Source organism: Amycolatopsis nigrescens CSC17Ta-90 (assembly GCF_000384315.1).
Taxonomy (GTDB): Bacteria; Actinomycetota; Actinomycetes; order Mycobacteriales; family Pseudonocardiaceae; genus Amycolatopsis; species Amycolatopsis nigrescens.
Map to the genome: position 1 here is coordinate 7,011,800 of NZ_ARVW01000001.1, position 25,214 is coordinate 7,037,013.

Below are 25,214 nucleotides of genomic sequence, written 5' to 3' on the forward strand. Positions count from 1 at the left end.
CTCAGTATCGAGTCTGGCTGGTCGTTGTTCGGTTTCGGTCGGTGTTTCGTTTCCGCGTTCCGGCGGCGGCGATGGCCGCGCCGGTGACCATGGCGATCCCGGCCAAGGTGAAGACGTCGCCGACGCCGATGGCCTCGATCAGGGGTTGTGCGGCCAGCGGTGAGAGGAACTGGCCGAGGAAGATCCCGGTGACGAGTCCACTGAGGACGCGGCCACGCAGGTCGGGCGGGGCGAGCTCGGACAGGCGCAGGGTGGCGTTGGGGACGGCGAGCCCGACACCGACGCCGCCGACGAGCAGTCCGGCCGCGGTGCCGAAGACCGTGCCGGTGTTGCCGACCAGCAGCCAGCCGGCGCCGAGCAGCGCGACGCTGACCGTCATGATCGCGGCGAAACGCAGACGGCGGCGCAGCACCGGGAACCCGAGCGCGCCGAGCATGGCGGTCAGCGTGCTCCCGGCGAGGACGACACCGACGATGGCCGGCCCGATGCCGAGGTTCCCCAGCAGGAACGGAATCTGGGTCGGCGCCAGGTAGAACGCCAAGGTCACGCCGAGCGCCAGCGCGTAGATGCCGAACACGCGGCCGGCCACTCGCGCACGGCCGGCGGTTCCCCCGGACGGCTCCCGCGGCCCGTCCCGCACGGCGATGATCGCGAACAGCGCGACCACGGCGGCCAGGCTGTACAGCCAGAACGGCACCCGCCAGCTGATCGTCGCGAGCACTCCGGACAGCGACAGGAAGACCACCCCGCCGAGGCTCGCGAACGCCTGCTGCAGGCCGAGGAAGGAGGCGCGCCGCCGGCCGTCGAACCAATCGGCGACCGTCGCGCTGACCGCCGTCATGACCCCGCCGATGGCGATGCCGAGCAGCGCTCTGGTCGCCACCAGCAGGTAGAGGTCGGTGACGAAAAACCCGGCGGTGCCGCTGACCGCGTACAGCACGAGGCCGGACACGAGCAGCGGGCGGCGCCCGACACGGTCCGCTACCAGGCCGGACAACGGGGCGCTGATGGCGATCATCAGCGAGGTGATCGTCATCGCGAGGCGGACCAGCAGGGCCGCTCCGGGCTCGGCGGCGAAGACCAGCTCCATCGTCGGAAGACTGGGGGCGACGACGGCGGGTGCCATGATCGTCAACGTCGCCGCGGCCAGGATCGTGCCGCGTGCGAGGCGGGATGGCGCCATGCGGTCGGCTTGTGTCGTCATGCCACCACGATCGCGCCGATCCGCTCGCGCTCGCGTCGGTGACCATCACCTACATGTTCGGATCCGGGCGTGGAACGCGAAACGGCGGGCGTGCCCCCGGACTGGGGAGCACGCCCGCCGGGGGCGGGGCGCGATGGCCGGTCAGTTGTCGTGCTTGCCGGGTGCGGCGCTGCCGGTGTACTCGCCGAGGTCGGAGACCAGCTCGGCGATATCGGGGATCTCGGTGAACCGGCGCCGGTGGATCTCGGCGATCTTCGCGCCGACCTCCGGGTCCGGATCGTCGGTGATGTCGAACGACACGAACCTGTCGACCAGCGGCAACCCGGCTCGGTCCATCGCGAGGTGCGCCGGGTGGTTCATGTATTCCTCGTATCCCGCCACGTCCTCGATCAGGGAAACGGCGCCGTATTCGTACTCCCCGCCGAAGTCGGGGCCGACGACGCGCGCCTTGATGGCGGGGATGGTGTGGATGTGCTCGCCCATTTGCGCGAGACCGGCGGCTTTGTCCTCTTCCGAGATGCCGGGCTTGAGGGTGAAACGAATGCAGTGGTAGATCATCGGACTTCCCTTTCAGTCGGCGTTCACGGCGGGCGTGAACGCGGCGGCGTAGTCGCGGGCGAAGTCGGTGACGTCGCGTGCGGGGTCACCGGTGAGGTCGGTGACGGACGTGTGCACCTCGGCGGCTTCGCCCCTGGCGTAGTGGGCGTAGTCCTCGACGAGACCGTCGACCTGCCACGACGGGAGGATGCCGGTCAGTGCGGCGGTGAACTGATCGGCGGACGCGTCGTGGAAGGCGATTTCCCGCCCGGTGGCGGTGGAGAGCGCTTGCGCGATCTGGTCGTGGGTCACGGCCCGCGGTCCGGTCACCGTGTAGCTGCGGCCGGCGTGTCCCGCGCTGGTCAGCACGGCCGCGGCAGCCTCCGCGATGTCCCTGGTGTCGACGGCGCTGACGGCGGCGTCGCCGATTGGGGCGGCGAACCAGCCTTTTGCGATGGTGGGGGCGAAGCTGAGCAGCGCCTGCAGGTAGAGGTTGGGGCGCAGCACGGTGTGGTCGAGCCCGAGCTGATGTACGTGGGCTTCGACCTCGGCGTGCCAGCGCAGGAACCGCACCGGCGAGTCGGCGCGGGCCGCGTACTGGGAGAGCAGCACGAGCCGGTCCAGGCCGGCGTCGCGGGCGAGGTCGGCGAACTGGATCTGAAGGGTGGCGGCGTCGGGTGCCGAGGGGCTGTTGAGGAAGGCCGCGTCGACGCCTTTCAGCGCGGCGGCGACCGATCCCGGATCCCGCAGGTCGGCGACGACGGTCTCGACGCCGGGGACGGAGTGGCCGGGGTTGCGGGTCATCGCGCGGACGGTCACGTCGCGGGCTTGCAGGGCGGTGACCAATGCCGATCCGACGGTTCCGGTCGCGCCGGTCACGAGCACGGTGGGGGTCATTGTTGTGCGTCCTTTCGGTGGTGGAGGTTCAGTGCGTGCCCACGGCGGCCGGGGCCCGCCGTGTCCTGGCAGTGGAGATGAGCGAAAGTGCGAGTGCGATCAGGATGAGCGTGGCCTCGCCGAGGAACGCGGTCGTGAACGAGATGTCCCCGTGTGTTCCCGCGGCGCCGATGGCGATCCCGGCCAGCGCGGCGAGCCCGACCGCGCCGCCGAGCTGCTGTGCGGCGTTGACCAGTCCGCTGAGCAGACCTGACTCACCGTCGGTGCTGTCGCGCACCGCCATCGCGGTGGCGTTGACGGCGCCGAGTCCGAGTCCGGTGCCGATCAGCAGGAACGCGCCAAGCAGGCTGACCGAGAAGCCGGTCGTCGTCGGGTCCATCGCCAGCCAGAGGAAGCCGGCGAGCAGCACGGCGAGCGCGACCGGCAGGGCGCGGGGCAGCCCGACGCGCTTGGCCAGCAGCGGCGCGGCGACGCTGCCCACGATGATCATGACGGCGAGCGGGATCTGGGTCATCCCGGCCGTCAGCGGGCTCATCCCGAGAACGTCTTGCTGGTACTGGGGCAGGAAGAAGAACAGGCTGGTCAGGGTGCCGCCGATCAGCAGCATCACCAGGTTCGCCGTGACCACCGGCTTCCTGCGGAAGACGCCGAGCGGGACCAGAGGGTGCGCGGAGCGTCGTTCGACGGTCACGAACGCCGCCAGGGACGCGAGGCCGATCACGAGGCCGGCGATGGTGCCGGGCGCGGCCCAGCCAGCTTCGGAAGCGGAGACCATGCCCAGCGCGAGGCCGGAGATCCCGATGGTGATGGTGACCGCGCCGAGCGCGTCGAACCGGCCGGGCCGGCCGGGGACCGGCGGCACCGAACGCCAGACGATGATCGCCCCGATGACGCCGAAGGGCACCGGGGTCACGAACACCGCCTGCCAGCCCAGCAGCTCGGTCAGCGTGCCACCGAGAAAGACGCCGATGAGGCTGCCGGCACCCGCGACCGCGCCCCAGATGCCCAGCGCACGAGTGCGTTCCGCGGAAGACGAGTAGAGGGCGAGCACGAGCGAGAGCGCGGCCGGCATCACGACCGCCGCCCCGATACCCTGCCCGATCCGTCCGGCGATCAGCATTCCGCCGCTGGTGGCCAGCGCGCAGAAGGCCGATGCCGCGAGGTAGATGGCCATGCCGGTGAGGAACACCTTCCGGCTTCCGAGCACGTCGGCGAGGCGGCCCCCGAGCAGCAGCAGACCGGCGAACGCCACCAGATAGCTGTCCACCACGACCGTGAGCTCGGCGGCCGTGAGCCCGAGGCCCTCGCGGATCGTTCGCCCGGCCAGGTTCACCATCGCGGCGTCGAGAATGACCAGGAACATGGCGGTCGCCAGGCCGGCCATCGCCAGGCCGCGGCTTGCCCCCTGGCGGGTGTGCACCGCGCTGGGTGCGGGTCCGTTGCTCATCATGCCGTCCTTCTGCGGTGTGTCGTCATGCCATGACGATCGCCCGGATGCACCGTCGCTCGCGTCGGTGACAATCACCTACTTCCACCTACTTCCACCTACTCCCGTCAGGGCGGCATCCCTCTATGGTTTGCCCCATGCCTACGCCGTCCCTCCGCTCGCTCGTCGGCCGGCACGACGAGATCGATCGCCTCCTCGCCCTCGTCCGCGCGGCGGAACAGGCCGAGGGCGGTGTGCTCGTCCTCCGCGGCGAGCCGGGCATCGGCAAGAGCGCGCTGCTGGAGCACGTCGAGCACGCGACGCCGGAGAGGTTCCAGATCATCCGCGCGTCCGGATCGGAGTTCGAGGGCGAGCTGCCGTTCGCGGCACTGCACCAGCTGTGCGTTCCGGTGCTGGCGCATCTCGACACGCTGTCGCCTCCCTACCGCGACGCCCTGCTGGTCGCGTTCGGGCTTGCCGATGGCGCACCGGACCCGTTCCGCGTCGGCCTCGCCGCGCTCGAACTGCTCGCGGCCGCCGCGGCGGAACGTCCGATGCTGTGCGTCGTCGATGACGCGCACTGGATGGATGCCGCCTCGGCGAAGGCGGTGACGTTCCTGGCGAGGCGCATCGCGGCGGAGCCGATCGCGATGGTGTTCGCGGCCCGCGACTCCGGCGCCATCCGCGGGCTGGACGAGCTGCCCGGGCTGACGGTCGGCGGCCTGAGCGATGCGCAGGCGCGCGCGTTGCTGGCCGAGGAGAAAACCGCGACGCTCGACGAGCGGGTGCGCGATCGCCTGCTCGCCGAGGCGCGCGGCAACCCGCTGGCCCTGATCGAGTTGCCGAAAGCAGGCGGCTTCGCGCTGCCGACGCCGTCGCCGGTCGCGAGCCGGATCGAGCGGAGTTTCCGGGCCAGGATGGCGAAACTGCCCCCGGAGGCACGGCTGCTGCTGATCCTCGCGAGCGCCGACCCCACCGGGGACCCTGCTCTGCTGTGGGCGGCCGCGCAGCGCTTGGACATCGACCTGCCCGCCGCGAGTGCCGCCGCCGAGGCGTCCGGGCTGGTGCAGTTCGACACGCGCGCACGCTTCTGCCACCCGCTGGCGCGCTCGGCCGTCTACCGGGATTCTCGGCCGGAGCAACGCCATGCGGCGCACCGGGCGCTGGCCGATGCCACCGACCCGGTCGCCGCCGGTGACCGGCACGCCTGGCACCGTGCTCAGGCCACCACCGGGCCGGATGAACGGGTCGCGGCGGAGCTGGAGTCGTCGGCGTCGCGTGCGCAGGCGCGCGGGGGAGTAGCGGCGGCCGCAGCGTTCTTCGAGCGTGCGGCGGCGCTCTCGCTCGACCCCGGCAAGCAGACCGAGCGCACGCTCGCGGCCGCGCGGGCAACGCTCGAGGCGGGCCGGGCGGACGCGGCGGCCGAGCTGGTGGCCAGCATCGACACCGAGACACTGGACGATCTCCAGCACGCGGCCGTCGATCTGCTGCGCGGGCGGATCGCTTTCGTCCAAGGTGCGGACGGGGCGATCAGGGGGCCGGAACTCATCCTGCGGGCGGGGCAGCGGCTCGCCGCCAGCGATCCGGAGCGGTCGCGCGAATGCTTCGTGGCGGCGCTGGAGATGGGGCTCCTCGTCGGGAGGGCTGCAGGGGTGATGGACCGGGTGCTCGACGCGGCCCGCTCGGCGCCGCCGGCATCGCGACCGGACCTCCTGGACGGGCTGGTGCTGTTGCGCACCGAGGGACACCGCGCCGGTGTGCCGCCGCTTCGGCGGATACTCACCGGCGACGATGCCGGCTGGACCGGTGTGCCGGCGTTGGCCACGGTGCTCACGGGCGAGCTGTGGGACCTCGAGCTGCACGCGAAGGTCATCGACTGGGTGGTGCGGTCCGGGCGGGTTACGGGATCACCGATGACCATCCGGCTCGGCCTGTCGCAGGTGGCGTTGGCCGCGGTGTTCAACGGCGACTTCGGGCAGGCGATGGCCGCGATTGCCGAGGAGGAGGCGATCGCCGACGCCTTCGACGATCAGCCGCAGCTGTACCCGAGGGTGCACCTGGCGGCGATGCGCGGCCGCCGCCAGGAGGTGCTCGACCTGTTCGCGGAGGCGATGAGCCGGGACACCGGTCAGCTGACCGCGAACGTGCACTGGGCGATGGCCGTGCTGCACAACGGCCTTGCCGACTATCCGGCCGCGCTGGACGCGGCCAGGCGAGCCGTGGCGGGCGGAGACCTTTTCCTCACCGGCATCGCACTGCCCGAGTTGGTGGAGGCCGCGGTCCGGTGCGGGGAGAACGCCGTCGCGAAGTCGGCGCTGGAGTCACTGGTCGAGCGCACGGAGCCCGCGGGAACCAGCTTCGCCCTCGGCGTGGCAGCAGGCGCGCGGGCGCTGGTCAGCGACGCGGAAGGCGACTACCTGGAGGCGCTCGAGCACCTGACGGACGGCCCACTGGCGCTGCACCTCTCGCGGGCGCACCTGCGGTACGGGGAGTGGCTACGCCGTGCAGGCCGCCGTCGCGACGCGCGCGAACACCTGCGTACCGCGCACGAACGGCTGTCGGAGATCGGACTGGAGGCGTTCGCCCGGCGGGCCGAGGACGAGCTGCGCGCGACCGGGGAAGTGGCCCGCAGCCGCTCCGAGCACACCTACGACCACCTGACCATGCAGGAGATGCACATCGCGCGCCAGGTCGCGGCGGGCGCGACGTCGAAGGAAGTGGCCACGCGGCTGTTCCTCAGCCCGCGGACGGTGGACGCCCACCTGCGCAACATCTTCCGCAAGCTCGGAATCACGTCGCGCAGGCAGCTCAGGGACATGCCCGATCTCGGCTGACGCGGACTAGGTGAATCCTGCCGACGCGAACGGCGGCCAGGTCGCGCGACCGTATTCGGTGACAGCCGGAGCCTGCTGCTCCAGTCCGAGGGAGGCGTGCGAATGATCACCGAGATCGACCTGAAAGCACCGGTGGTGGTGCACTGCGACATCGTCATCGACGCACCGTCGCGGCTCGTGTGGCAGCTGCTCACGGAGGTCTCGTCGTGGCCGGACTGGCAGCCCGACATCACCGCCGCGACCGCTGACCGTCCGCTGCGCGAGGACAGCACCTTCCGCTGGCAGACGGCCGGGCTGGACATCGAGTCCACTGTGTACTCACTACAGGCCCCGTGCCGGATCCTCTGGGGCGGAACTGCCAACGGAATCACCGGCATCCACCTGTGGCGGTTCGACGCGACCGGTTCCTCGGTGCACGTCCACACCGAGGAGTCATGGGACGGGGACCCGGTGCGCTCCGACATCGACGGCATGCGGGCCGGGCTCCGCGAATCCCTTACCGCATGGCTCGGCCACCTCAAGAAGGCCGCGGAGAAACCCTGAAGGCTGGGGACAGCCCTACCTCGGATCATGGTGCGCACCCGTGTGACCGGTGGCCTTCTGCTCGGCCATGGTGTCCATGGATGTGGGGCTACGAACTAGGGGGTTCCGTGATGACGAAGTCCGGCCGGATGATCGGGCTGGCCGCGATGCTGGTGGTCGCGGTGGGCGGGATCGTGCCCGCGCCGGCTCAGGCGGGTGCGGCGACGGATTCGGCGCTGCAGGCCGAGTTGGACGAGCTGACTCACGAGGAGGGGTTTCCCGGCGCGCTCGCCACCGTTACCGGCGCCTCCTGGCCAGGTGGCGCCGCCAGGCACCGGACCGTGCGCAGCGGCGTAGGCGACCTCAGCACCGGGCGGCCGGTGCCTTACGACGGCCGGGTGAGAATAGGGAGCAACAACAAGACCGTGGTGGCCACGGTGGTGCTGCAACTCGTCGAACAAGGCGCGATCGGCCTGGACGCACCGGTCGAGCGCTACCTGCCCGGGCTGGTGCGCGGCAACGGCAACGACGGCCGGAAGATGCGGATCCGGCACCTGCTGCAGCACACCAGCGGCGTGCCGGACTTCACCGGCGACCTGGGGAGTACACCGGAAGAGCTGCTGGCCGGGCGGTTCCGGCAGTTCAGCGGCAAGGAACTGCTCGACATGGCGCTGGCCCATCCGCCGACGTTCCAGCCGGGAGAGCCCGGCCGCTGGGCCTATTCCAACACCGGATACGAACTGCTCGGCATGGTGATCGAGAAGGTGACCGGGCACAGCTGGCAGCACGAGGTGGCCGAGCGCGTCATCAAGCCGTTGCGCCTGGACACCATGTACCTGCCCGGCGCCAGGGAGTACGACCTGCGAGGACCGCATCCTCGCGGCTACCTGGCGATGCCCGATCCCGGCGGCCCCCGGCTGGTGGACATCACCGAGTTCAGCCCGTCCCTGCTCGGGGTGTCCGGTGTGCTCGTCTCCACCCCACGCGACTACAACCGGTTCCTGACCGCGCTGCTCGAGGGCGACCTGCTGTCGCCGGGCATGCTGGCGGAGATGAAGCGGCCGGTACCGACGCAGCTGTGGCCCGGCGCGGAATACGGACTCGGCCTGATCCGCACGCCGTTGTCCTGCGGCGGCTACTTCTACGGCCACAGCGGTGATGTACCCGGCTACACGACCATGAGCGGCCTGGCCGTCGACGCCGGCGGGCGCACCGGCCGCAGCGCCACCGTTGCCCTCACCCGGTCACCCATCACGCGGGACCAGGGACTGCACCTGCTCAAGACCGTCGAGACCGCGCTGTGCTCTAACTGAGTGATGTCGGGTCGTAGGTCCGTTGTCCGCGGCCATGATGGGTTGGTGATGGCGCCTGACTATCGTCCCTCGTTCGATTCACCGTTGACCCGCGCGGCACAGAGCGCCCCGAGCACGGCAGCAGGCATCCGTATGGTGGAACATGCTGTGTGGGAAGCCCGACAAGAAGGACTCAAACCACGCGACGCCCCCGAGCTCATGGACGCACTGGAGTGGCTCGGCATCACCTATCTGCGCGAAGACCAGCCCGCCCGGGCCGAGTCACCACTGCTCGACGCGCTCAGGTTCTACCGCCGCTTGTCCGGAGTCGACCATCCCCGAGTCAAGTACCTCACGGCTAACCTGATCGCGGCCTACCAGGCACAGGGCCGAGACGTACCCGGCATCTCGCGCCTGGAACGCAAGCTCTCCACCGCCGGCAAGGACGGACCGATCACCCGACGGGTCAACCGTTTGCGGTACAAGCTGTTCAACGCCTACTGGACCGCTGGCCGTACTCAGGACGCCTTCAAGCTGTTCCGCGACGCCCTGCGCGTCAGCGCGCGAGCCCAGGGCCCTGAATGCGCGGACTGCCTCGTGCTGCGACACCAACTGGCCTGGCAGTACCTGGACGCTGAACTCCCTGAGGGCCTGCCATTGCTGGAACGCAACATCACCGCTCTGGAGCGGACCGGCTGTCGGGTGCCGACGCTGGCCTTCCGCCGCAGCGAACTGGCCATGGTCTACCTCTGGTTTGGGCGTCCGCACGACGCGGTCAAGACTGCGCGGCGCGGACTCGATGACCTAGCCGGAATCGAGGACAAGGAGGCCCGGAGAGTCCGCGATGAACTGCTCCGCATCTACGCCAACGCAGCGGATGAACTCGCTCAGGACTAGCTTGAAGTTCACTCCGAGCTGGTGTCACCGTCCGCAGTGGACTTATTCGCGGACCCGCTCAGATCGGTCAACGGCGCACCCGATAGCGCAGGTGAAGCACCCGGTTGCCCTGAATCACCACGTCAGGATCCTCCAACAGGTGCTGCGCGTCGACCGACCCGAAGTAGCGCTTGCCGGACCCGAACACCACGGGTACGACGTCCATGCGCACCTCGTCGACCAGACCCGCGGCAAGCACCTGGCCACCGACGTCGCCAGCGGCGACCTCGACCAAGCGGTCACCCGCAAGCTCCTGCGCCTTGGCCACGGCTGCCTCGACGCCGTCGACGAAGTGAAACGGCGCCTCGGGGTCCCAGCCCTCGGGCGCCGGCCGGTGCGTCACGACGACCACGTGGTCGATCCCGCCCGGAGGCTTCCCGTCCCAGCCGTCCGTGATGTCGAAGACGTGGCGGCCGGCGATTGTCGCCCCGATCTGGTCCCAGTACGGCCGGGTGTAGTCGTAGGACGTCTGCGACACCTTCAGCTCGCCGCTCTCGTCCAACGGGACATCGCCGCTCAACAACCAGTCGAACAGCGGTCCGGGCTGGTCGTGCTCGTCCGCGACGAAGCCGTCCACCGACACCGAGCTGTACATGACCACCTTGCCCACGGGGCTCTCCTCTGCTTTGGGGTGTCCCCAAATTAGCCTGCCGTGAACTGTCGCTCTTGTAAGAAATCAATCGGCCGGTAGCGGCCAGCTGTCCAGCGCGTGGCCGGGATGTTCGCGCAGGAACCGCTGCCGGACTTCGACGTACCGGGTCGGCGTGAGCCCGGTGAACGCCCGGAACTCGTGGCCGAAGTGGGCCTGGTCGAAGTAGCCTGCGCCATTGGCGAGGTCGCCCCAGTCGATCGGTCCGGCGGGGTTGATCGCGAACACGGTGGCGGTGAAGCGGTGGGTGCGGGCCAGCCGCTTCGGCGTGACGCCGATGAGCTCCTTGAACCGCTGTGCCAGATGAGTGCTGCTGACACCGGCTGCCACGCTCAGGTCGCCGATCGCCACCGTCCCAGTGGTCGCCGCGATGACGCTGCTCGTATGGCGGACCAGCCCAAGGCCGGCGGTCTCGCACAGCCGCCGCATCAGCTCCTCCTCGAGCAGCGTCAGCATCTCGTGCGGTCCGTCCGCCGTGGCCAGCCGGTCTCGCAGCTCAGCAATGGCAGGCCGGCCCCAAACCTGCTCCACCGTCACCGGCCGGTCACACAGCTCGGCCGCGGGCATCGGCAGGAACGGCGCCAGCCCCCACGGCTTGAAGTGCACGCCGACGGACCGGGTCCGGAGTGGGTAGCCGAACTCCCACGCGCGGGTGGGCATGGTGACTACGCAGCCGTCGGCGTACTCGGCCGTCTCGGTGTCGGTGTCGAGGTCGGTGCCGGCGCGGATGCGGAACGGCGCCCCGAGGTTGACGATGAGCAGCGCCGACGGCGCCGGCGGCAGCGTCAGCCGGGCGTACGGCGGCGCACCCGCCAGGTAGTAGAGGTCGTCGATCAGCCCGTCCAGCGGCGGTCGCGGCACTCTGGACACGTACTCCACGTGCACAGCATCGCCGACGCCCGGCCGGCGTCGTGCGCGGGATGTGGAACATCCGCGCCACAACCCCATCACCCAGGCGAAAGGTTTAACTACGAGCTCAACGATCTGCGGTCAGGCGGTCGAGCCATTCGCCGAGCAGGTGGTGTTCGGCTTTGCTGAGCGTTGTCTGTCCGGGCAGCAGGGCGCGCAGCGCCCGGGCAGCGCCGGCGGGGCTCGCGTCGCGTACAGCGGGTTTGTCGAGGGTGACGGCGGAGATCATCGCTTCGCGCATGGCGGTGAGGAGGGCGGGGTCGCGTCGATCGTCGGGCAGCGACAGCCAGGTGAGCACGGCTCCGCGGGCGCATCCTCGAGAACGCGCCCTTCACCGAGGAGGAGAAGGCCGCGATCGGATCCGGCAACTGGGAGCGGCTCACGGGGGCAGGATTCTGCTGAGGTGGTAGTCGAGGGTGCGGCGCACCGCGGCGAGGGTGCGGATGCCGTGCAGAACGTCTCCGCCGAGCGACACGGCGGCGGAGACCAGGATGTCCGCCTCCGCGCGGGGTTCCAGCGCCGGTGCAGCCGCACCGGCCTGTTTGGCCTGCGCGATGACGGCGGCGACGAGGTCTTCCAGCGGGTGCTGGTCGTGGAGGAACACCGCCGCCAGCGCGGGGTCGGTGAGGCTGCGCGCGTAGTAGGCGGCGAGCACGCGCAGGGTGGTGCGCCGTTGGGCGTCCAGCGGCAGGAGCTCGTCGACGATCGAGCGGAGCAGGACGCCGGGATCGGTCGCGCCGGCGGTGATCCGGCGCTGGGCGCGGCGCTCGTTGTCCTGGTGCAACAGGCGCAGCGCGGCGACGAGCAGTTCGTGTTTGCTGTGGAAGTGGTACTGCACGGAGCGGGTGGAGACCCCGGCTTCGGCGGCCACCTCCCGGATGCTCGCCGCGTGCAGCCCGCGCTCGGCGGCGATCCGCCAGACCGCCTCGGCGATCTGCCGTCGCCGCGGTTGCGGTGCCGGCGGTTGCGGTGCCGGGGGTGCGGTGCGACGGCGGTAGGCCCGTGCCTGGCAGCTGCGCGAGCAGTACACCTTGGGGCGACCGCGCCCCCGGTCGGGCAGCGCGGTGCCGCACATCGCGCATCCGGCGCTCATTTCGTCACACCATGTCCTCGATGTGGTCGGCACAAAGTGTGATGTAATGCCAGGGACATAAAGGTTTTCGCCACTTCCTGATGATACGTTCGTGTCATGATTCACTGGGAGTACAAAATCCTGACCTATCGGCTCGGGTTGCACGGTGACTGCTGAACTGCGTGAGCTGACCGTCCACATCGACACCGGTCGATGGAGCGAGACAGTCCTCGAGGCGGTGAACCTTGTCGTGCCAGCGGGCCGGATTACTGCCCTCCTCGGCGAATCCGGGTGTGGAAAGTCCATGACTGCCGCCGCACTGACCGGAAATCTGCCCGAGTCGGCGCAGGCTTCCGGGCACGTGCTCATCAACGGCACGCACGTGCAGGACCGGCGACACTGGAAGCAACTCCGCGGCAGCACCGTTGGCTTGGTGCCCCAATCGGGAGTAACCGCCTTCACGGCAGAAGCCACCGTCGGTACGCAGTTGCGTGAGCTGGAACGTCGGCACCGGCGATGCACCATCGGGCGCGCCTGCGCTTCGGCCTGCTACCCCATCGACGCGTTGGATCTGTATCCACACCAGCATTCCGGCGGCCAGATCCAGCGCGCCGCACTGGCCGCCGCCCTGCTGGCCGCACCCGAGGTGCTGATCGCGGACGAACCCACCGCTTCCCTGGACGCAGGCACCGCTTACGAGGTGTGGACCACCCTGCGGCGCTATGCGGACACCGGTGCCGCCGTGCTCGCCATCACCCAGGAAGTGCCGTTGCTGACCGCCACCGGCGCCGCCGACCACATGGTGTTCATGCGCAACGGTCAGATCACCGCTTCCAGTCCCGCGACCGAAGTCCATTCCCTCGCCGATTCCTACGTGCAAGGCTTTTTCCACGAGATCGGGCAATAAGCTTGGTGCCCATGAGTGGTGCCCAAGCGGCACAGCAAGGACCTGTTCGAGATTCCGGCCGAGGACCTTGCCGCCGTCACCCTGGCTGCGCAGCGGATCGCCAAGGCGGCCGCCGCGGAGTTCGGTGCCGACGGGGTCAACCTGCTCAACTGCTGCGGCGCCGCCGCTTGGCAGACGGTGTTCCACTTCCACTTGCACGTGATCCCGCGGTACCTGGCAAGACCAAGGATCGGCTGGTGCTGCCCTGGAAACCGGGAGTCCCCGGCGATGTGGACGCGATCGCCCGACTGGGCGGTCGGCTCTGCTCCACACCGGACCCCAGGTCATGACCGCGTCGTGGTGACGTAACGAGGTTGAACAAACGCTCCGTGTGATCGGTTCCGTCGGTAACTTGGAAAAGTCCCCAACGGAAAGGAACCAACCGTATGCGCGTAGGTAGGAGATCTCTCATAGGCGGGGTGACCGGGGTGTTGATCGCGGCCGGCGCCATCGCGGTGCCGGCCACTGTGAACGCGATGGAGACCGGCGGCAAGGCCGCGGCCATCGACTGGCAGCCGTGTCCGGACGGCAAGGGCGCGCAGTGCGCCACCATCGAGGTGCCGCTCGACTGGTCGCAACCGGACGGTGCGAAGACCAAGATCGGGATCGCCAAGCGGCAGGCCAAGGATCAGGCGAACCGGATCGGCACGATTCTGGTCGATCCTGGCGGCCCCGGCGGTTCCGGGGTGAGCATGGTGTCGAGCGGTGACCCGTTCACCGAGGCGGTCACCGCGCGCTTCGACGTGGTGGGTTTCGACCCGCGCGGCATCAACACCAGCCAGCAGTTGCTCTGCGACGAGGCGCTTTCCCAGCAGGCCACCGACGCACGGCATCCTGCCGGCCAGGCGGACTTCGACAAACTGGTGTCGCTCAACCAGCAGTTGATGGACAGCTGCCGTGCGCACTCCGGTGACCTGATCGACCACGTCGACAACCTCAACACCGCGCGTGACATGGACGCCATCCGCGCCGCGCTCGGCGAGGAGAAGATCAACTACGTCGGCTACTCCTACGGGTCGTTGATGGGGCAGCAGTACGCGGAGCTGTTCCCGGACCGGATCCGGGCGATGGTCAACGACGGGAACATGGACCACAGCCTGCCAACGGCGTGGGACTTCATGCGGACCGAGACCGAGCCGGTGGAGAAGAACTTCGTGGAGTTCGCGAAGTGGTGCGACACCACGGAGACCTGTGCGCTGCACGGGCAGGACACCGCGAAGGTCTACGGCGAGCTGAAGGAGAAAGCCAAGGCCGGCAAGCTCACCGACCCCGAGACGGGTGACCCGGTGGACTTCTACGCGCTGTCGCAGCGGGCGTTCTCGGTGAACCAGCCGCCGGCGTGGGGCAACTTGGCCACCGACCTCAAGGCGCTCAAGGACGGCACGGGCACGATGTCCCCGGCGTCGCTCGAGGCGGCCGCCGCGGTCAACAACCCGTATCCGCCGATCTGGTGCAGCGACTGGCGTTACCCGGTGCAGGATTTCGCCGAGTACGAGAAGCTGCGCACGAAGCTGTCCGGGGAGTTCCCGAACATCGAGTGGAGTCCCTATGTCGACCACGCGCTCACCTGCGCCGGTGACCCGCTGAAGACGACGAACCCGCAGCAGCCACTCGAGATCGAGGGTGCGCCGCCGCTGGTCATGGTCGGCAACATCCATGATCCGGCGACGGTGTACGAGTGGAACAAGACCGCCGCGAAGCAGAGCGGTTCGCACCTCATCACCTACGAGGGCTGGGGCCACACCGCCTACGGCAACGGCGGGCCGAGCCCGTGCGTCAACGAGGCGGTGGACGCGTACCTGCTCGACCTGACGGTGCCGGCGAAGGGCCTGTCCTGCCCGGCGACGGAGAAGCCGGCTTCCCCGTCCGCCTCGACGACCCTGAACCCGCATTCCTCGGGGCCGTATCAGCGGTAGCTTCACCCGGAACGGACCCGGTCGCGCTCGCGGCCGGGTCCGTTTCCGTATTGGGCCAGGTGGGCATTCGTCGTCCAGCGGCACATCGAATTCGCGGGTGGTCGGCGCACCGTGCGAATCAGGGCGGGGAGTGCTGGACAAGATGGTCGATCCGTGCCTAGATACTAGTCGGGAGTTCGGCCCGTGAGTCGGCTTTCCCGACGCCGAGGAGGAATTTCGTGGAAATCGAGACCGCTCACGGACTCACCACCGGTCTGCTCGACGCCGGCGAAGCGCTGGAGGCGGATTGGGCCTCGCTACGGGACCGGGTCGACCTCGTGACCGTCGTCGATCCCGTGGCCGAATGCTGGCAATCGCTGCGGCGGGCCGGGTTCGCCATCAAACCGGCCTGGGTTACCTGGATCTCCCCGGTGGACGAGTCCGACGAGGCGTTCCTGGACCGGCTTTCGGTGAGCGAGCGGCGCAATGTTCGGGCAGCGCTGCGAGCCGTGGCAGGCCACGGCTACGAGATGAAGGTGACCCACCCGCTCGACGCGCCGTCCTTCGACGCTTTCCTGGACGTGTACGAACGCCAGATCAGCACCATGCGGTACGGGATCCCGTTCGCGCGCCTGCAGCGGGAAGAGATTCTCGAACAGGGCGCCGACTACTTCCTGGTGCAGGTGTTCGAAGGCAGCACGTTGGTGGGCTGCTGCGTGTGCTGGAAACGTGACGACGTCTCCACCGTGCAGATCCGGTTCGGCACCACCGCACCGGACAGCCGACGGAACCGGCTCGTCAGGGCGATGTACCTGCGGGTGTTCCAGGCGGCGCGTGAACTCGGTTTCCGCAACATCTCGCTCGGCACCGATCCCGCGCTGTACGGGCACATCGCCAAGCCTGGCCTGTTCGGTTTCAAGAGCAGGCTCGGCTTCACCCCGATCCCGGCCCGGCTGTTCGGCTCGGCCGACGACCCGGACGAAGCCAGCAGGGTGCTCCGGCTCGGCACCCTCAGCGAGCCGTCGGTACTGCTGTCCTACCAGCTGCCGGACGGGGGAGCCGAAGCGATCACCGCCGAGACCGCGTTGCGGCTGGATGTGCTCACCGGCGACCCGGACACCGACCTCAATCCCTACCGGGCGGATTTCCTCGCTGACATCGGGATTCGCCAGATCAGGTGAAGCCGGGCCCGGTTATTCGGATACCGGGGATATTCGGCCGGTAAAGATCATGGAATGCGATCGCCGGGTTGAACGGGCAGAAGAATGGCGTTCAGCCGCTGACCGCCGATCTCCGGGAATCACTGGAGCGGCGCCGGTGAGATATCGAGGTGGTAACCGATCATCTCGGTCGGCTCCGGACCCCCAGTTCACCCGCCGTGCGGGCGGTGAGCAGGCCGGGCGCCCAGCCGAAGGACTCCCCGTCGATCGGGTCGTGGTCCATCGCCGGGCGCGGCGGCTCGATCTGGCCCACCGCCGAACGCAGCAGGTCACCGGCGCGAATCTGCACCGACAGTGGCCGGGTCAGCCACCAGCGGCCGCCGTCCCGCTCGACCGAGAGCGACGCGTGCCAGTACCGGCCGAGCGTGTCCAGGCTGACCAGGGACTCCACCCACAGCCGTGGCGGCCGGTCGGCCACCGACGGCAGCGCGGCCCGCACCCGGTACTGGCCACGGCTCGCCCTGGTGGTGCGCATCGGCCGCATCCAGTGCTCGGTGTGCGCGGCCCACCATGCGATCGTGGCCGGCAGCGGGCCGGAGCCGGTGATCTCCGGTGGGCAGTCGTGCGGCGGGTAGGGCGAGCGGTGCCCGGTGTCCACCGACAGCCAGCTCGGCACCGCCGACTTCTCCGTGCCGAAGGGATCGTCGGGCATCTCCAGCGCGCCCGAAGCCAGCGACAGCACCGCGGACGGGCCGAGCACCACCGGCAGATCCCGGTCGAGGTCGGCCGGCGAGCAGGTGCCCCGCCACGGGGCCGCGGGCTCCGGCCAAAGGTGCTCGTCGAGCGTGACGACGACCTCCGCGCAGGTCGTCAGCGCATAGGTCTTGCTGGACACACCGGCCTCGGTCTCGGTGCGGACGATGCCGACTTCGGAGCGCGCGTCCCGGTGCAGCATCCGGGGCAGCTGCCGGAGCAGCGCGTCGTGCAGCTGCGCCGCCGGCCGCTCGAGATCGGCGTCTTCGAGACCTTCCGGGGCTGCGATGCGCACGTCCAGGCCATCCGGGCGGGGATCGATCGAGCAGGCCCACCGGTGCCGCCGGGTCGGCGCGTCGCCGGTGCGCCGCACCAGCCGGACCTCACGGCGAATCGTGGCTGTGGTCGCTGTGGGCACTGTGGACACTGCCGCCTCCGCGGAAGGAAGTGCGTCGGTGGGGCTCATGAGACCAGGCTCAGTGCCGAAAGCCGCATCGCCGGCGTCACGGTGCCGACGTCGAACAGGAGCTGGCCGGCCTTGCCGCACATGGCGTTCGGACTGCGTTCGGCCTGGTTGCCGAGCTCGGCCAGATCGGTGAGCAGATCCAGCTTGCCGTCCACCTGACTACCGGTGAAGTAGTGGCCGGTGCGGCGCCCCTGCCGGATGTACTCGCCGAGCACGATGTGCGCCGAGACCCGGGTGCCCTGCCGGTAACCGTCGGCGAGCCGGTGCACGTAGACACCGGAGGTCAGCTCGCCGACGAGCGCTCGCTCCGGCCGCTGCCCGGTGGCGCAGACCAGGTTCGAGACCCGAGGAATGGGGCTGTCCCAGACCTGCGCGGCCCGCGCGTTGCCGGTCGGCATGGTGGCCGCCGCGCGGGCGGTTTCCCGGCTGTGCAACTGGGCGACCAGCACGCCCCGACGCACCACCTGGGTCGAGCCGAGGCTGAGCACACCCTCGTCGTCGTGATGGCGGCGGTCGCTGTCCTCGTCCGGGTCCGGTTCGTCCACAACGGACAGACACTCGCCTGCGATGCGGGTGAACAGGCGGTGCACCGCGGGCGCGCCCACATGCATGGCCTCGGCATAGTGGCCGACCGCCTCGTGCAGCAGCACCGCGGCCGCCTGCGGGCTCAGCACCGCGGGCGGCCGCCCGCGGACCGGCCCGGCCGCCGAGGCCAGCGCGCCGCGGGTCCAGGCCATCGTCTCCGCCAGCGCGCGGTCCTCCAGCACCGCCAGCCCGTTTCCCCGGCCGCTCAGCCCGATCGGCAGCGTCCGGCCGTTCTCCGTGACGGTCTTGCCGGTCAGCGCGAAGACCGTGCGTACGCCCTCGCTGACCGCGCCGGCGCCGGTGACCGCACACCGGCCGGTCGCGACGGCCCGGTGCTGGAGTACGACGTCACCGCCGATCCACCCGATGAACTCCGCCAGCCGCCGCTCGATCTCCTCGTGGCCGGCCGGCCACGGCGGTTCCGGGGCCACCGGCCCGTCCTGCGTGCCGCTGAACAGGGTGCTGCCCCGGTCGTCACCGAGATCGTCGCGGCCACCGGTGAACTCGCAGCGTTCGCGGCGGACCGGCACCCGGCCCGGTGAGCCGGTGAGCACGCCCACCGATCGCGCGTGCTCCCGCCGGCGGAGTTCCATCACATCGCGTCCGTCAACAGGTCCAGCTCGGCGGCGGAGGTGGCCGAACCCGGCCCGTCGAGCACCACCTCGGCCGGGTGGTCCTTGCCGAGGAACCTGGTCACCATCGACCGGCAGTAGGCACCCGCGTTGCCGAACACCAGCGTGTCGCCGACCTTGGGCAGCGGCAGGGAAAGACCGCGTGCCAGGAAGTCCTGCGAGTAGGTCGAGCTGCCGCAGAGATAGACCGGCCGGTGATCCGGCGGCGTCCGGGAGTCCCGCCCGACGATGCCGCAGGGATGCTCGGCGCGGTCCGGGTACATCAGCGGCCGGGGGAAGACGGCCACCGAGGCGTTGGTACCGACGAAGATCCGGTCGGCGCGTTCCTTCACGTCCACCACGGTCACGAAGAAGTGCCCGCAGCTCGCGGCGAGATAGCGGCCGGGCTCGATCAGGAACCGGACCGCGCGGCCGGTCCGCCGTTCCAGCGTCTCCAGGTGGGCGCGGACCCCGCGGCTGTAGGCGTCGGTGTCGAACGGCGGTTCGCCCGGCATTGCCACGCGGAACCCACCACCGGCGTCGATGAAGGTCAGGTCCGGCAGCGCGGTCGCCACTTCGGCGAGCCGCCCGATGCCCTCGACCAGCGGCTCGACCGGCAGGTTGGTGCCAAGGTAGGAATGCACCCCGCCGATGCGCAGCCCGTGCTCACGCGCCGCGTCCACCGCCGCGGGCAGCTCGGCGGGCAGGACCCCGAACCGGTAGCCGGGATCGTCGCGCAGGGTGTCCCCTTCGGCGAAACCGACGCTGACGCGCAGCCCCACCTCGTGCCCCGGCCCCGCGGCCACGCCGAACCGGCGGACCTGCGCGACGGAGTCGAGCACCACGCGCACGCCGAGGTCGGCGCAGTGCCGCATCTCCTCGTCGACCATGTTGCTGGACGCGTACACCAGCCGGTGCGGGGGCACCGCGCTGCCGAGTGCGATGTCGAGGTGCTTGCGCGAGTTCACGAACACGCCGTGGCCTGCCGCGCGGATGCAGTCGATCACCCGCGGGTGGTCGTTGGCCATGCTGGCGAAGTGAATGCTCTTGCGGGCGATGGGCAGCGCGCCGATCTCCGCGCAGCGGGCGCGGAGTGCGGCCAGGTCGTACACATAGGTCGGCCGGTCTTTCGCCGTGCCGGCCGCGACGATATGCGCGGGAAGGCGGCCGAGACCGGCGACGGGCACAGCGTCGGGCACAGCGTCGGGCACAGCGTCGGGCACAGCGTCGGGCACAGCGTCGGGCACAGCGTCGGGCACAGCGTCGGGCACAGCGTCGGGCACAGTGTCGGGCACGGCGTCGGGCTGGGTGCTCATCAGGACTCCTCCCGCACCAGGCGAACCTGTTCGGCATCGGGGCCGTGCTCGCCGACCAGGACGGTGGGATTCTCCATCACCCGTTCGCGGAACAGTTCCTCGCGCCGCAGCACCGACCGGCGCTGGAACTCGGTGGCGCCGCAGCCGTCGAAGGTGTTGTTGTAGACGCTGGAGCTGCCGGGGCAGCGGCTCGTGCAGAAGTACTTGTCCTCGTTGATCGGGCAGCCTTCGCAGGTCTTCGCGAAGTTGTCCCAGGTGATCCGGCGGATCTCCCAGTCGGGGCCGGACCAGATGTCGCGGAACGACTTGAGCATCACGTTCCCCGCGCACAGCACGTTGTTGCCGGAGCAGGTACTGCACGGGAAGGCGTCACCGCTCGAGTTGATGTAGGCCAGCCCGCGCCCGCTCATGCAGCGGCGGGTGGCGAAGACCATGGTCAGCAGGAAGTTGAACACCTTGCCGGAGCACAGGCCGAGCGTGCGGTCCTTGACCCGCTCCCACTGCTCCTCGGCGATCCAGAACTCCGCGGCCAGGTCCACGTCGCCGACGGTGTTGGCCAGCTCGCGGTAGTGCGCGCCCCGGCCCATCGGCACGAACGGCACGCTGCGCAGGCTGATGTCGTTGTCCACCGCCCAGCCGATGATCGTCTGCAGGTCGCTCGCGTTGTCGTGGGTGGTTGTGGTCATGATGCTGGTGTTGAAGCCGCGGTCGCGAATCTCCAGCAGCCGCCGGGTCACGTAGGAGAAATCGGTCTCGCCCCGGTACTTGCCCTGATCGTGGATGCCGTCCAGGCTGACGCTGATGATCACGTCGTCCTGCGGGATCCTGGCGAGCACCTTTTCGGTCAGCGGCACCGCGTTGGAGGCGATGCCGACCACGAACCCGAGCTGGTGCGCGTGCTCGACGATGGCCAGGAAGTCCGGGTGCACGCTCGGCTCACCGCCGGTGATCACGACCGAGAAGACGCCCATCTCGGCCCACTCGTCGAGCAGGGAGAAGATGCGCTCGGTGGACAGCTCGAGATTCCTCGACATGCCGCCTTCGACGAAGCAGTGCGGGCAGCGCAGGTTGCACCGGCGGGTGATCTCCAGCCAGGCCATGCACGGCGCCACGAAGTGGAAGTCTTCGGACACCGGCAGCGAGGTGAGCGCGTGTGCCCGGCATTCCTCGGCGGACAGCCCGGCCTCCACCAGCGGGAGCACGCTGTCCTCGTACATGCCGACGTGGCCGTGGGGAAAGGCCACCAGATAGCCGAAATCCTCCTTGCGGTAGCGCACGAACGGCCTCGTCCTGTCGGGCAGCGGCGTAGTGCCTCGGTAGGGCACGAGGTGCTGGAACATCGCTAGCCAACCTCCAGTGGTCGTCGAGTCGAAATCTCTTCAAGGCGGGCGGCCAACTGGGGCCCGCTCAGGCCAGCCAGTCCGTGTTCGACCGGAATCGCTCCGGCAGAGTGGGCAGGTCGATACCGTCGGTCGCCGCGCAGCGGGTGGGGTAGCAGCCGCTGACGCGGCGATCGAACGGGGCACCTGGCCGGTGGACGAGGAAACCCTCGACACCGTGCGTGGCCGGCCAGGCGCCCGTTGAGGTGCTCGCCCAAGTAGCGGGCGTGGTTCCGTGGCACCTGGCGGTTACTTGGGGGTGCCGACCTGGGCGGCGGCGGTGGCCACGCGCTCCTCGAGAACGGTGATCTCCTCGACGTCACGCGGGCCCGACTTCGGTGCGGCGGGCAGCGGCAGCGGCGAGTTGTGCATGTGGGCGATCTTGAGCTCGTCGCCGTGCAGCACGATGAGGTACGTCGCGCGGAGGTTGGTGACCTCGTCGTCGACCGAGATGCGGTTGTGGCAGGTGACCAGTGCGGTATCGCCGGCGATCCGGACCTCGGGAGCCATGAACTGGCTGCGACGGGTCACGTTGCCGGCGAACGCCGGGCCGAAGGAGCGCTTGAACTCTTCCCTGCTGTCGATCCGCGTCGGAGCCGAGATCGTGAAGCAGGAGGCGTCGTGGGCGAAGTAGGAGAAGAACGCCTCGTCGCCGTTCTCGTATGCCTCGCGGAAGTCGTCGAGGAACTGCAGGACCTGCTCCTGCGTGACCTCGAGGATCCGGGGAGAAAGGGTTCCGGTCATAACGGGTACCTCCGCTATCGAAAAGGATGTGCGAAACGGAAGGATCATGCGGCCGATGTGCACCGCACAAGCTGGGACTTTAGGGTGCCGCTCGCATCGCGGGGAAGAGCGTCCGTCGCCGTCACGAGTGGCGATTCCTGCCCCTTAAGTGGCGAAAAATCACCGCCGGCGGGGAAGAATGGCGGCGAGAATTCAGGCGGCGTGTCCGGCGCCGGTGAAAAATGACCGTCGACGGCGCGCGGGGATGTTCTTCGCCGGTGCGCGACTACGATCGTTTCGATCGGTACTCGCGCTGATGCCTGCTCCGCGGCTCCCTTTGATACGTGAGGAATCTGTTGATGAAGGTCAGCTTGGCAACGAGTTTGCATCTCGACCACGGCACGATGACACTCGACCACGAACCCGGTGACCCGCTGCCGATGCAGAGCTTCGTGCCCACCGGGCTGCTCTGCCTCAAGGCGTACGCGGAAAGCAGCGGCGTCGACGCGGACATTCGCGTCACCGAGCTGAACGGGCTGATCAACAGCGGCTTCATTCCCAACGACGACGCTTTCCACGAGCGGCTCGTGGACGCCTTCCTGGCGCCGGATGACGGTTTGGTCGGTTTGATGACCGACGCCGACTCGCTGCATCACACGATCACCATGGCGCGACTGCTCAAGCAGCGCTCACCGGAGACGCTGGTCTGCCTCGGCGGCCCGGCGTCTTCACCGATCTCCGAGCTGGTGCTGGAGCGGTTCCCGTTCATCGACATGGTGGTGCGCGGCGAGGGCGAGCTGACCTTCGCCGAGACGCTGCGGGGCCTCGACGACGAAGAGCGGCTGGCCGAGGTGCTGGGGCTGACCTGGCGTTCCGGCGAGAAGATCGTGCAGAACCCGGACCGGCAGGTGATGCCCGGCCTTGGCGAGCTGCCGATCCCGGAGTTCGAGGCATACGGCATGGACCCGGACGCGCCGATCTATCTGGACGTCGGCCGCGGCTGCCCGTTCAAGTGCCACTTCTGCGCCACCGCGCCGTTCTGGAACCGGCGGTTCCGGATGAAGCCGATCGAGCGGATCGTGCAGGAGCTGACCCTGCTGCGCGACCGCTATCACCGCAACCACGTCGGCTTCGCGCACGACATCTTCACCGCGAACCGGCGGTGGACGCTGGAGTTCTGCCGTCACCTGATCGACAACCCGGTGGACATGACCTGGGCGTGCAGCACGCGGACCGACATCATCGACCGCGAGGTGCTGGAGGCGATGTCGGCGGCGGGCTGCGTGGAGATCTACTACGGGATTGAAAGCGGTTCGCAGGCGATGCAGGCGGCCATCCACAAGAACCTGGACCTGGATCGCTCCCGTGAGGTCGTGGACATCACCTCTTCGGTCGGCATCCGGCCGGTGACCGGTTTCATCGTCGGCTATCCGATGGAGACGCGGGAGACCTTCAACGAAACCCTGACCCGGTTCTTCGAGTTCCTCCAGGTCGGCGGGTACCGGGCGCACCTGTTCACGCTCTGCCCGTTCCAGGAAGCGCCGATGTACAAGGACGGCCACAAGATCAGCCGGCGCGCGGCGTACTTCGAGCTGCCGCTGACGGCGGGCCCGGCGGGTGCGGGGGAGAAGCTGCGGGCGGAGCACCCGGACGTGTTCACCAGCCTCTACCGCTTCGACACGCCGGACCTCCCGGCCGACCTGATCGACGGTACCGAGGAGATCGCCTCACGCCTGGTCGTCTTCAAGGCGCTGTGGCCGCGCATGCTGGAGCACTACGACTCGCCGATGGACTGGTACGAGCGCTGGATCGGGTGGATCCGGCGCTTCAACGCCGAGCACCGGCCCTCGACCTCGCTGCCTTCGCACGGCGAGATCGACGACATGATGACCTTCGTCGAAGAGGAGCTCGACCGCATCGGCCTCACCGGCTCGCCGTTGTCCTCGCTGCTGCAGTACGAGCGGGAGAAGCTGCGCGCGAGCCGTGAACTGACGAACTTCCCCGGCCGCGAGCCGGAGGCGAAACGCCACGACGACCTGACGCCGGACACCGTGCTCACGCGCGGCTGCGACTACCTGCTCAGCCCGCTCCAGCACGATCTCGGCGCGCTGCTGAACGGCGGGGAGGTCCGGTCGGCGGCGGGCCGGATGGCCGTCTTCGCGAAGGTCGAGGGCGAGGACATGCTCACTATGCAGGTGGGTGAGCGCGCCGCGCGGATACTGAGCCGGGCCAGGCGGCCCCGTCGGATCAGGGACCTGGTGCGCACCCTTGGCGCCAACGGGTCGAACGGCGCCGACGGGCAGGCATTGGCGGAGACGACGCAGATCGTCGGGGCGCTGATCGAGCGCGGCCTGCTGGTGCGGGTGGATCACCGGGCGTGGGACGAGGGCGGCCTGATGCCGGGCTCACGCGGCGAGCACGAACTGCAGGAGCGGTTCAACAACGTCGCCAGGGCCTATGCCTTCTACGACAACCAGATGCTGGACCATCTCAACCCGCTGATGCGGGAGTACGTCGCGCGCCAGTCGCTGTTCTTCGTCGGCACCTCGGACGCGCGGGGCAACTGCGACTGCTCGCTGCGCAATGGGGAACCGGGTGTGGTGCGGGTGCTGGACGAACGCACCTTGATCTATCCGGAGTACCGCGGCAACGGGGTGATGGCCAGCCTCGGCAATATCGCGGAGAACCCGCATATCGGCGTTTTCTTCGGGGACTTCTACCAGTCGACCGTCGGCCTGCACGTCAACGGCACGGCCAGCCTGCTGCCACACGACGAGCTGGCCTCATCGCTGGCCGGGCAAGACGAACTGCTGGCGGTGCTGGAGCAGGAGAACGAGAAGCCGCTGGAGACCTGGGTGCGGATCGAGGTGCAGGAGGCCTACATCCACTGCTCCAAGCACATCCCGTTGCTCAAACAGCTCGACAAGGACGTGTACTGGGGCACGGACGACCGCGGGTGCAAGGGCGGGGACTACTTCCGGGTGCGTTTCCGCACGACCTCGAAACGGCTGCCGACACCCGTTCCGCCGAGCGCGGAAAAAGAGGGTTCCGCGCCCTGACCGTCCGGCCGGGAGCAACCGGACCCAGCGGCGCGCCCGCGCG

General features: G+C 69.3%; 22 protein-coding genes. 9 read left to right on the forward strand and 13 right to left on the reverse strand.

Annotated elements, in window-relative coordinates; translation table 11 throughout:
* Position 1 precedes the first annotated feature (1 nt).
* The 4 genes from AMYNI_RS0133290 to AMYNI_RS0133305 form a co-directional block, all read right to left on the reverse strand.
* Entirely contained in the window at positions 2–1,204 is a 1,203-nt protein-coding gene (locus tag AMYNI_RS0133290) for an MFS transporter (RefSeq protein ID WP_157357538.1), read from the reverse strand.
* Between the two features lie 141 nt (positions 1,205–1,345).
* The gene (locus AMYNI_RS0133295; RefSeq protein WP_020672441.1) at positions 1,346–1,762 is read right to left on the reverse strand and encodes a Dabb family protein; all 417 of its coding nucleotides are present in this window, start codon (positions 1,760–1,762) and stop codon (positions 1,346–1,348) included.
* Between the two features lie 12 nt (positions 1,763–1,774).
* Positions 1,775–2,638, reverse strand: a complete 864-nt coding sequence (locus AMYNI_RS0133300) for an NmrA family NAD(P)-binding protein (RefSeq protein WP_020672442.1) — start codon at positions 2,636–2,638, stop codon at positions 1,775–1,777.
* A 28-nt stretch (positions 2,639–2,666) separates the two neighbouring features.
* Positions 2,667–4,085, reverse strand: a complete 1,419-nt coding sequence (locus AMYNI_RS0133305; RefSeq protein ID WP_020672443.1) for an MFS transporter — start codon at positions 4,083–4,085, stop codon at positions 2,667–2,669.
* Positions 4,086–4,222: 137 nt separating this feature from the next.
* Here AMYNI_RS0133305 and AMYNI_RS0133310 point away from each other — a divergent pair, with 137 nt between their 5' ends.
* The 4 genes from AMYNI_RS0133310 (at position 4,223) to AMYNI_RS0133325 (ending at position 9,609) form a co-directional block, all read left to right on the forward strand.
* The gene (locus AMYNI_RS0133310) at positions 4,223–6,898 is read left to right on the forward strand and encodes an AAA family ATPase (protein ID WP_020672444.1); all 2,676 of its coding nucleotides are present in this window, start codon (positions 4,223–4,225) and stop codon (positions 6,896–6,898) included.
* Positions 6,899–7,000: 102 nt separating this feature from the next.
* Positions 7,001–7,441: an SRPBCC family protein gene (locus AMYNI_RS0133315; RefSeq protein ID WP_020672445.1), complete on the forward strand. Its 441-nt coding sequence runs from the start codon at positions 7,001–7,003 to the stop codon at positions 7,439–7,441.
* A gap of 110 nt (positions 7,442–7,551) precedes the next feature.
* Positions 7,552–8,733, forward strand: coding sequence for a serine hydrolase domain-containing protein (locus tag AMYNI_RS0133320; RefSeq protein ID WP_020672446.1), 1,182 nt, complete (start codon positions 7,552–7,554; stop codon positions 8,731–8,733).
* A gap of 48 nt (positions 8,734–8,781) precedes the next feature.
* Positions 8,782–9,609, forward strand: coding sequence for a tetratricopeptide repeat protein (locus AMYNI_RS0133325; protein ID WP_245574230.1), 828 nt, complete (start codon positions 8,782–8,784; stop codon positions 9,607–9,609).
* 67 nt (positions 9,610–9,676) lie between these two features.
* Here the strand turns inward: AMYNI_RS0133325 and AMYNI_RS0133330 are convergent, their stop codons facing one another.
* The 4 genes from AMYNI_RS0133330 to AMYNI_RS0133345 all read right to left on the reverse strand — a co-directional run bounded on the left by AMYNI_RS0133330 (position 9,677) and on the right by AMYNI_RS0133345 (position 12,299).
* Positions 9,677–10,258 (reverse strand): dihydrofolate reductase family protein, encoded by a 582-nt coding sequence (locus AMYNI_RS0133330; protein ID WP_020672448.1) that lies wholly within the window; start codon positions 10,256–10,258, stop codon positions 9,677–9,679.
* Positions 10,259–10,324: 66 nt separating this feature from the next.
* Positions 10,325–11,158, reverse strand: coding sequence for an AraC family transcriptional regulator (locus AMYNI_RS0133335; protein ID WP_020672449.1), 834 nt, complete (start codon positions 11,156–11,158; stop codon positions 10,325–10,327).
* Between the two features lie 115 nt (positions 11,159–11,273).
* Positions 11,274–11,504 carry a hypothetical protein gene (locus AMYNI_RS0133340; RefSeq protein ID WP_020672450.1) on the reverse strand — a complete coding sequence of 77 codons (231 nt, stop codon included), beginning with the start codon at positions 11,502–11,504 and terminating at the stop codon, positions 11,274–11,276.
* 81 nt (positions 11,505–11,585) lie between these two features.
* Entirely contained in the window at positions 11,586–12,299 is a 714-nt protein-coding gene (locus AMYNI_RS0133345; protein WP_211225527.1) for a TetR/AcrR family transcriptional regulator, read from the reverse strand.
* Between the two features lie 145 nt (positions 12,300–12,444).
* Between AMYNI_RS0133345 and AMYNI_RS0133350 the strand changes: the two genes are divergently transcribed.
* The 4 genes from AMYNI_RS0133350 (at position 12,445) to AMYNI_RS45905 (ending at position 16,300) form a co-directional block, all read left to right on the forward strand.
* Complete coding sequence (locus tag AMYNI_RS0133350; RefSeq protein WP_026361256.1) at positions 12,445–13,185, forward strand: ATP-binding cassette domain-containing protein; 741 nt, start codon at positions 12,445–12,447, stop codon at positions 13,183–13,185.
* 18 nt (positions 13,186–13,203) lie between these two features.
* Positions 13,204–13,533: an HIT domain-containing protein gene (locus AMYNI_RS45900; protein WP_245574061.1), complete on the forward strand. Its 330-nt coding sequence runs from the start codon at positions 13,204–13,206 to the stop codon at positions 13,531–13,533.
* Positions 13,534–13,643: 110 nt separating this feature from the next.
* On the forward strand, positions 13,644–15,140 hold the full coding sequence (locus tag AMYNI_RS0133360; RefSeq protein ID WP_020672453.1) for an alpha/beta hydrolase: 1,497 nt from the start codon (positions 13,644–13,646) through the stop codon (positions 15,138–15,140).
* Positions 15,141–15,358: 218 nt separating this feature from the next.
* Positions 15,359–16,300: a GNAT family N-acetyltransferase gene (locus tag AMYNI_RS45905; RefSeq protein WP_020672454.1), complete on the forward strand. Its 942-nt coding sequence runs from the start codon at positions 15,359–15,361 to the stop codon at positions 16,298–16,300.
* Between the two features lie 160 nt (positions 16,301–16,460).
* Here the strand turns inward: AMYNI_RS45905 and AMYNI_RS0133370 are convergent, their stop codons facing one another.
* From AMYNI_RS0133370 to AMYNI_RS0133390, 5 genes are all read right to left on the reverse strand, one after another.
* On the reverse strand, positions 16,461–17,498 hold the full coding sequence (locus tag AMYNI_RS0133370; protein ID WP_157357540.1) for a hypothetical protein: 1,038 nt from the start codon (positions 17,496–17,498) through the stop codon (positions 16,461–16,463).
* A complete protein-coding gene (locus AMYNI_RS0133375; protein ID WP_020672456.1) occupies positions 17,495–18,676 on the reverse strand; it encodes a metallopeptidase TldD-related protein in 1,182 nt (393 codons plus the stop codon). The genes AMYNI_RS0133370 and AMYNI_RS0133375 overlap by 4 nt, the downstream gene beginning before the upstream one ends.
* Positions 18,676–20,010, reverse strand: a complete 1,335-nt coding sequence (locus tag AMYNI_RS0133380; RefSeq protein ID WP_020672457.1) for a diaminopimelate decarboxylase family protein — start codon at positions 20,008–20,010, stop codon at positions 18,676–18,678. Before AMYNI_RS0133380 ends, AMYNI_RS0133375 begins: the two co-directional genes overlap by 1 nt.
* Positions 20,010–21,350, reverse strand: coding sequence for a radical SAM protein (locus tag AMYNI_RS47545; protein WP_020672458.1), 1,341 nt, complete (start codon positions 21,348–21,350; stop codon positions 20,010–20,012). The genes AMYNI_RS0133380 and AMYNI_RS47545 overlap by 1 nt, the downstream gene beginning before the upstream one ends.
* Positions 21,351–21,638: 288 nt before the next feature.
* Positions 21,639–22,133: a nuclear transport factor 2 family protein gene (locus AMYNI_RS0133390; RefSeq protein WP_020672459.1), complete on the reverse strand. Its 495-nt coding sequence runs from the start codon at positions 22,131–22,133 to the stop codon at positions 21,639–21,641.
* A gap of 338 nt (positions 22,134–22,471) precedes the next feature.
* On the opposite strand from AMYNI_RS0133390, the gene AMYNI_RS48520 reads away from it, so the two are divergent.
* Positions 22,472–25,171: a B12-binding domain-containing radical SAM protein gene (locus AMYNI_RS48520; protein WP_020672460.1), complete on the forward strand. Its 2,700-nt coding sequence runs from the start codon at positions 22,472–22,474 to the stop codon at positions 25,169–25,171.
* The last annotated feature ends 43 nt before the right edge of the window (positions 25,172–25,214 follow it).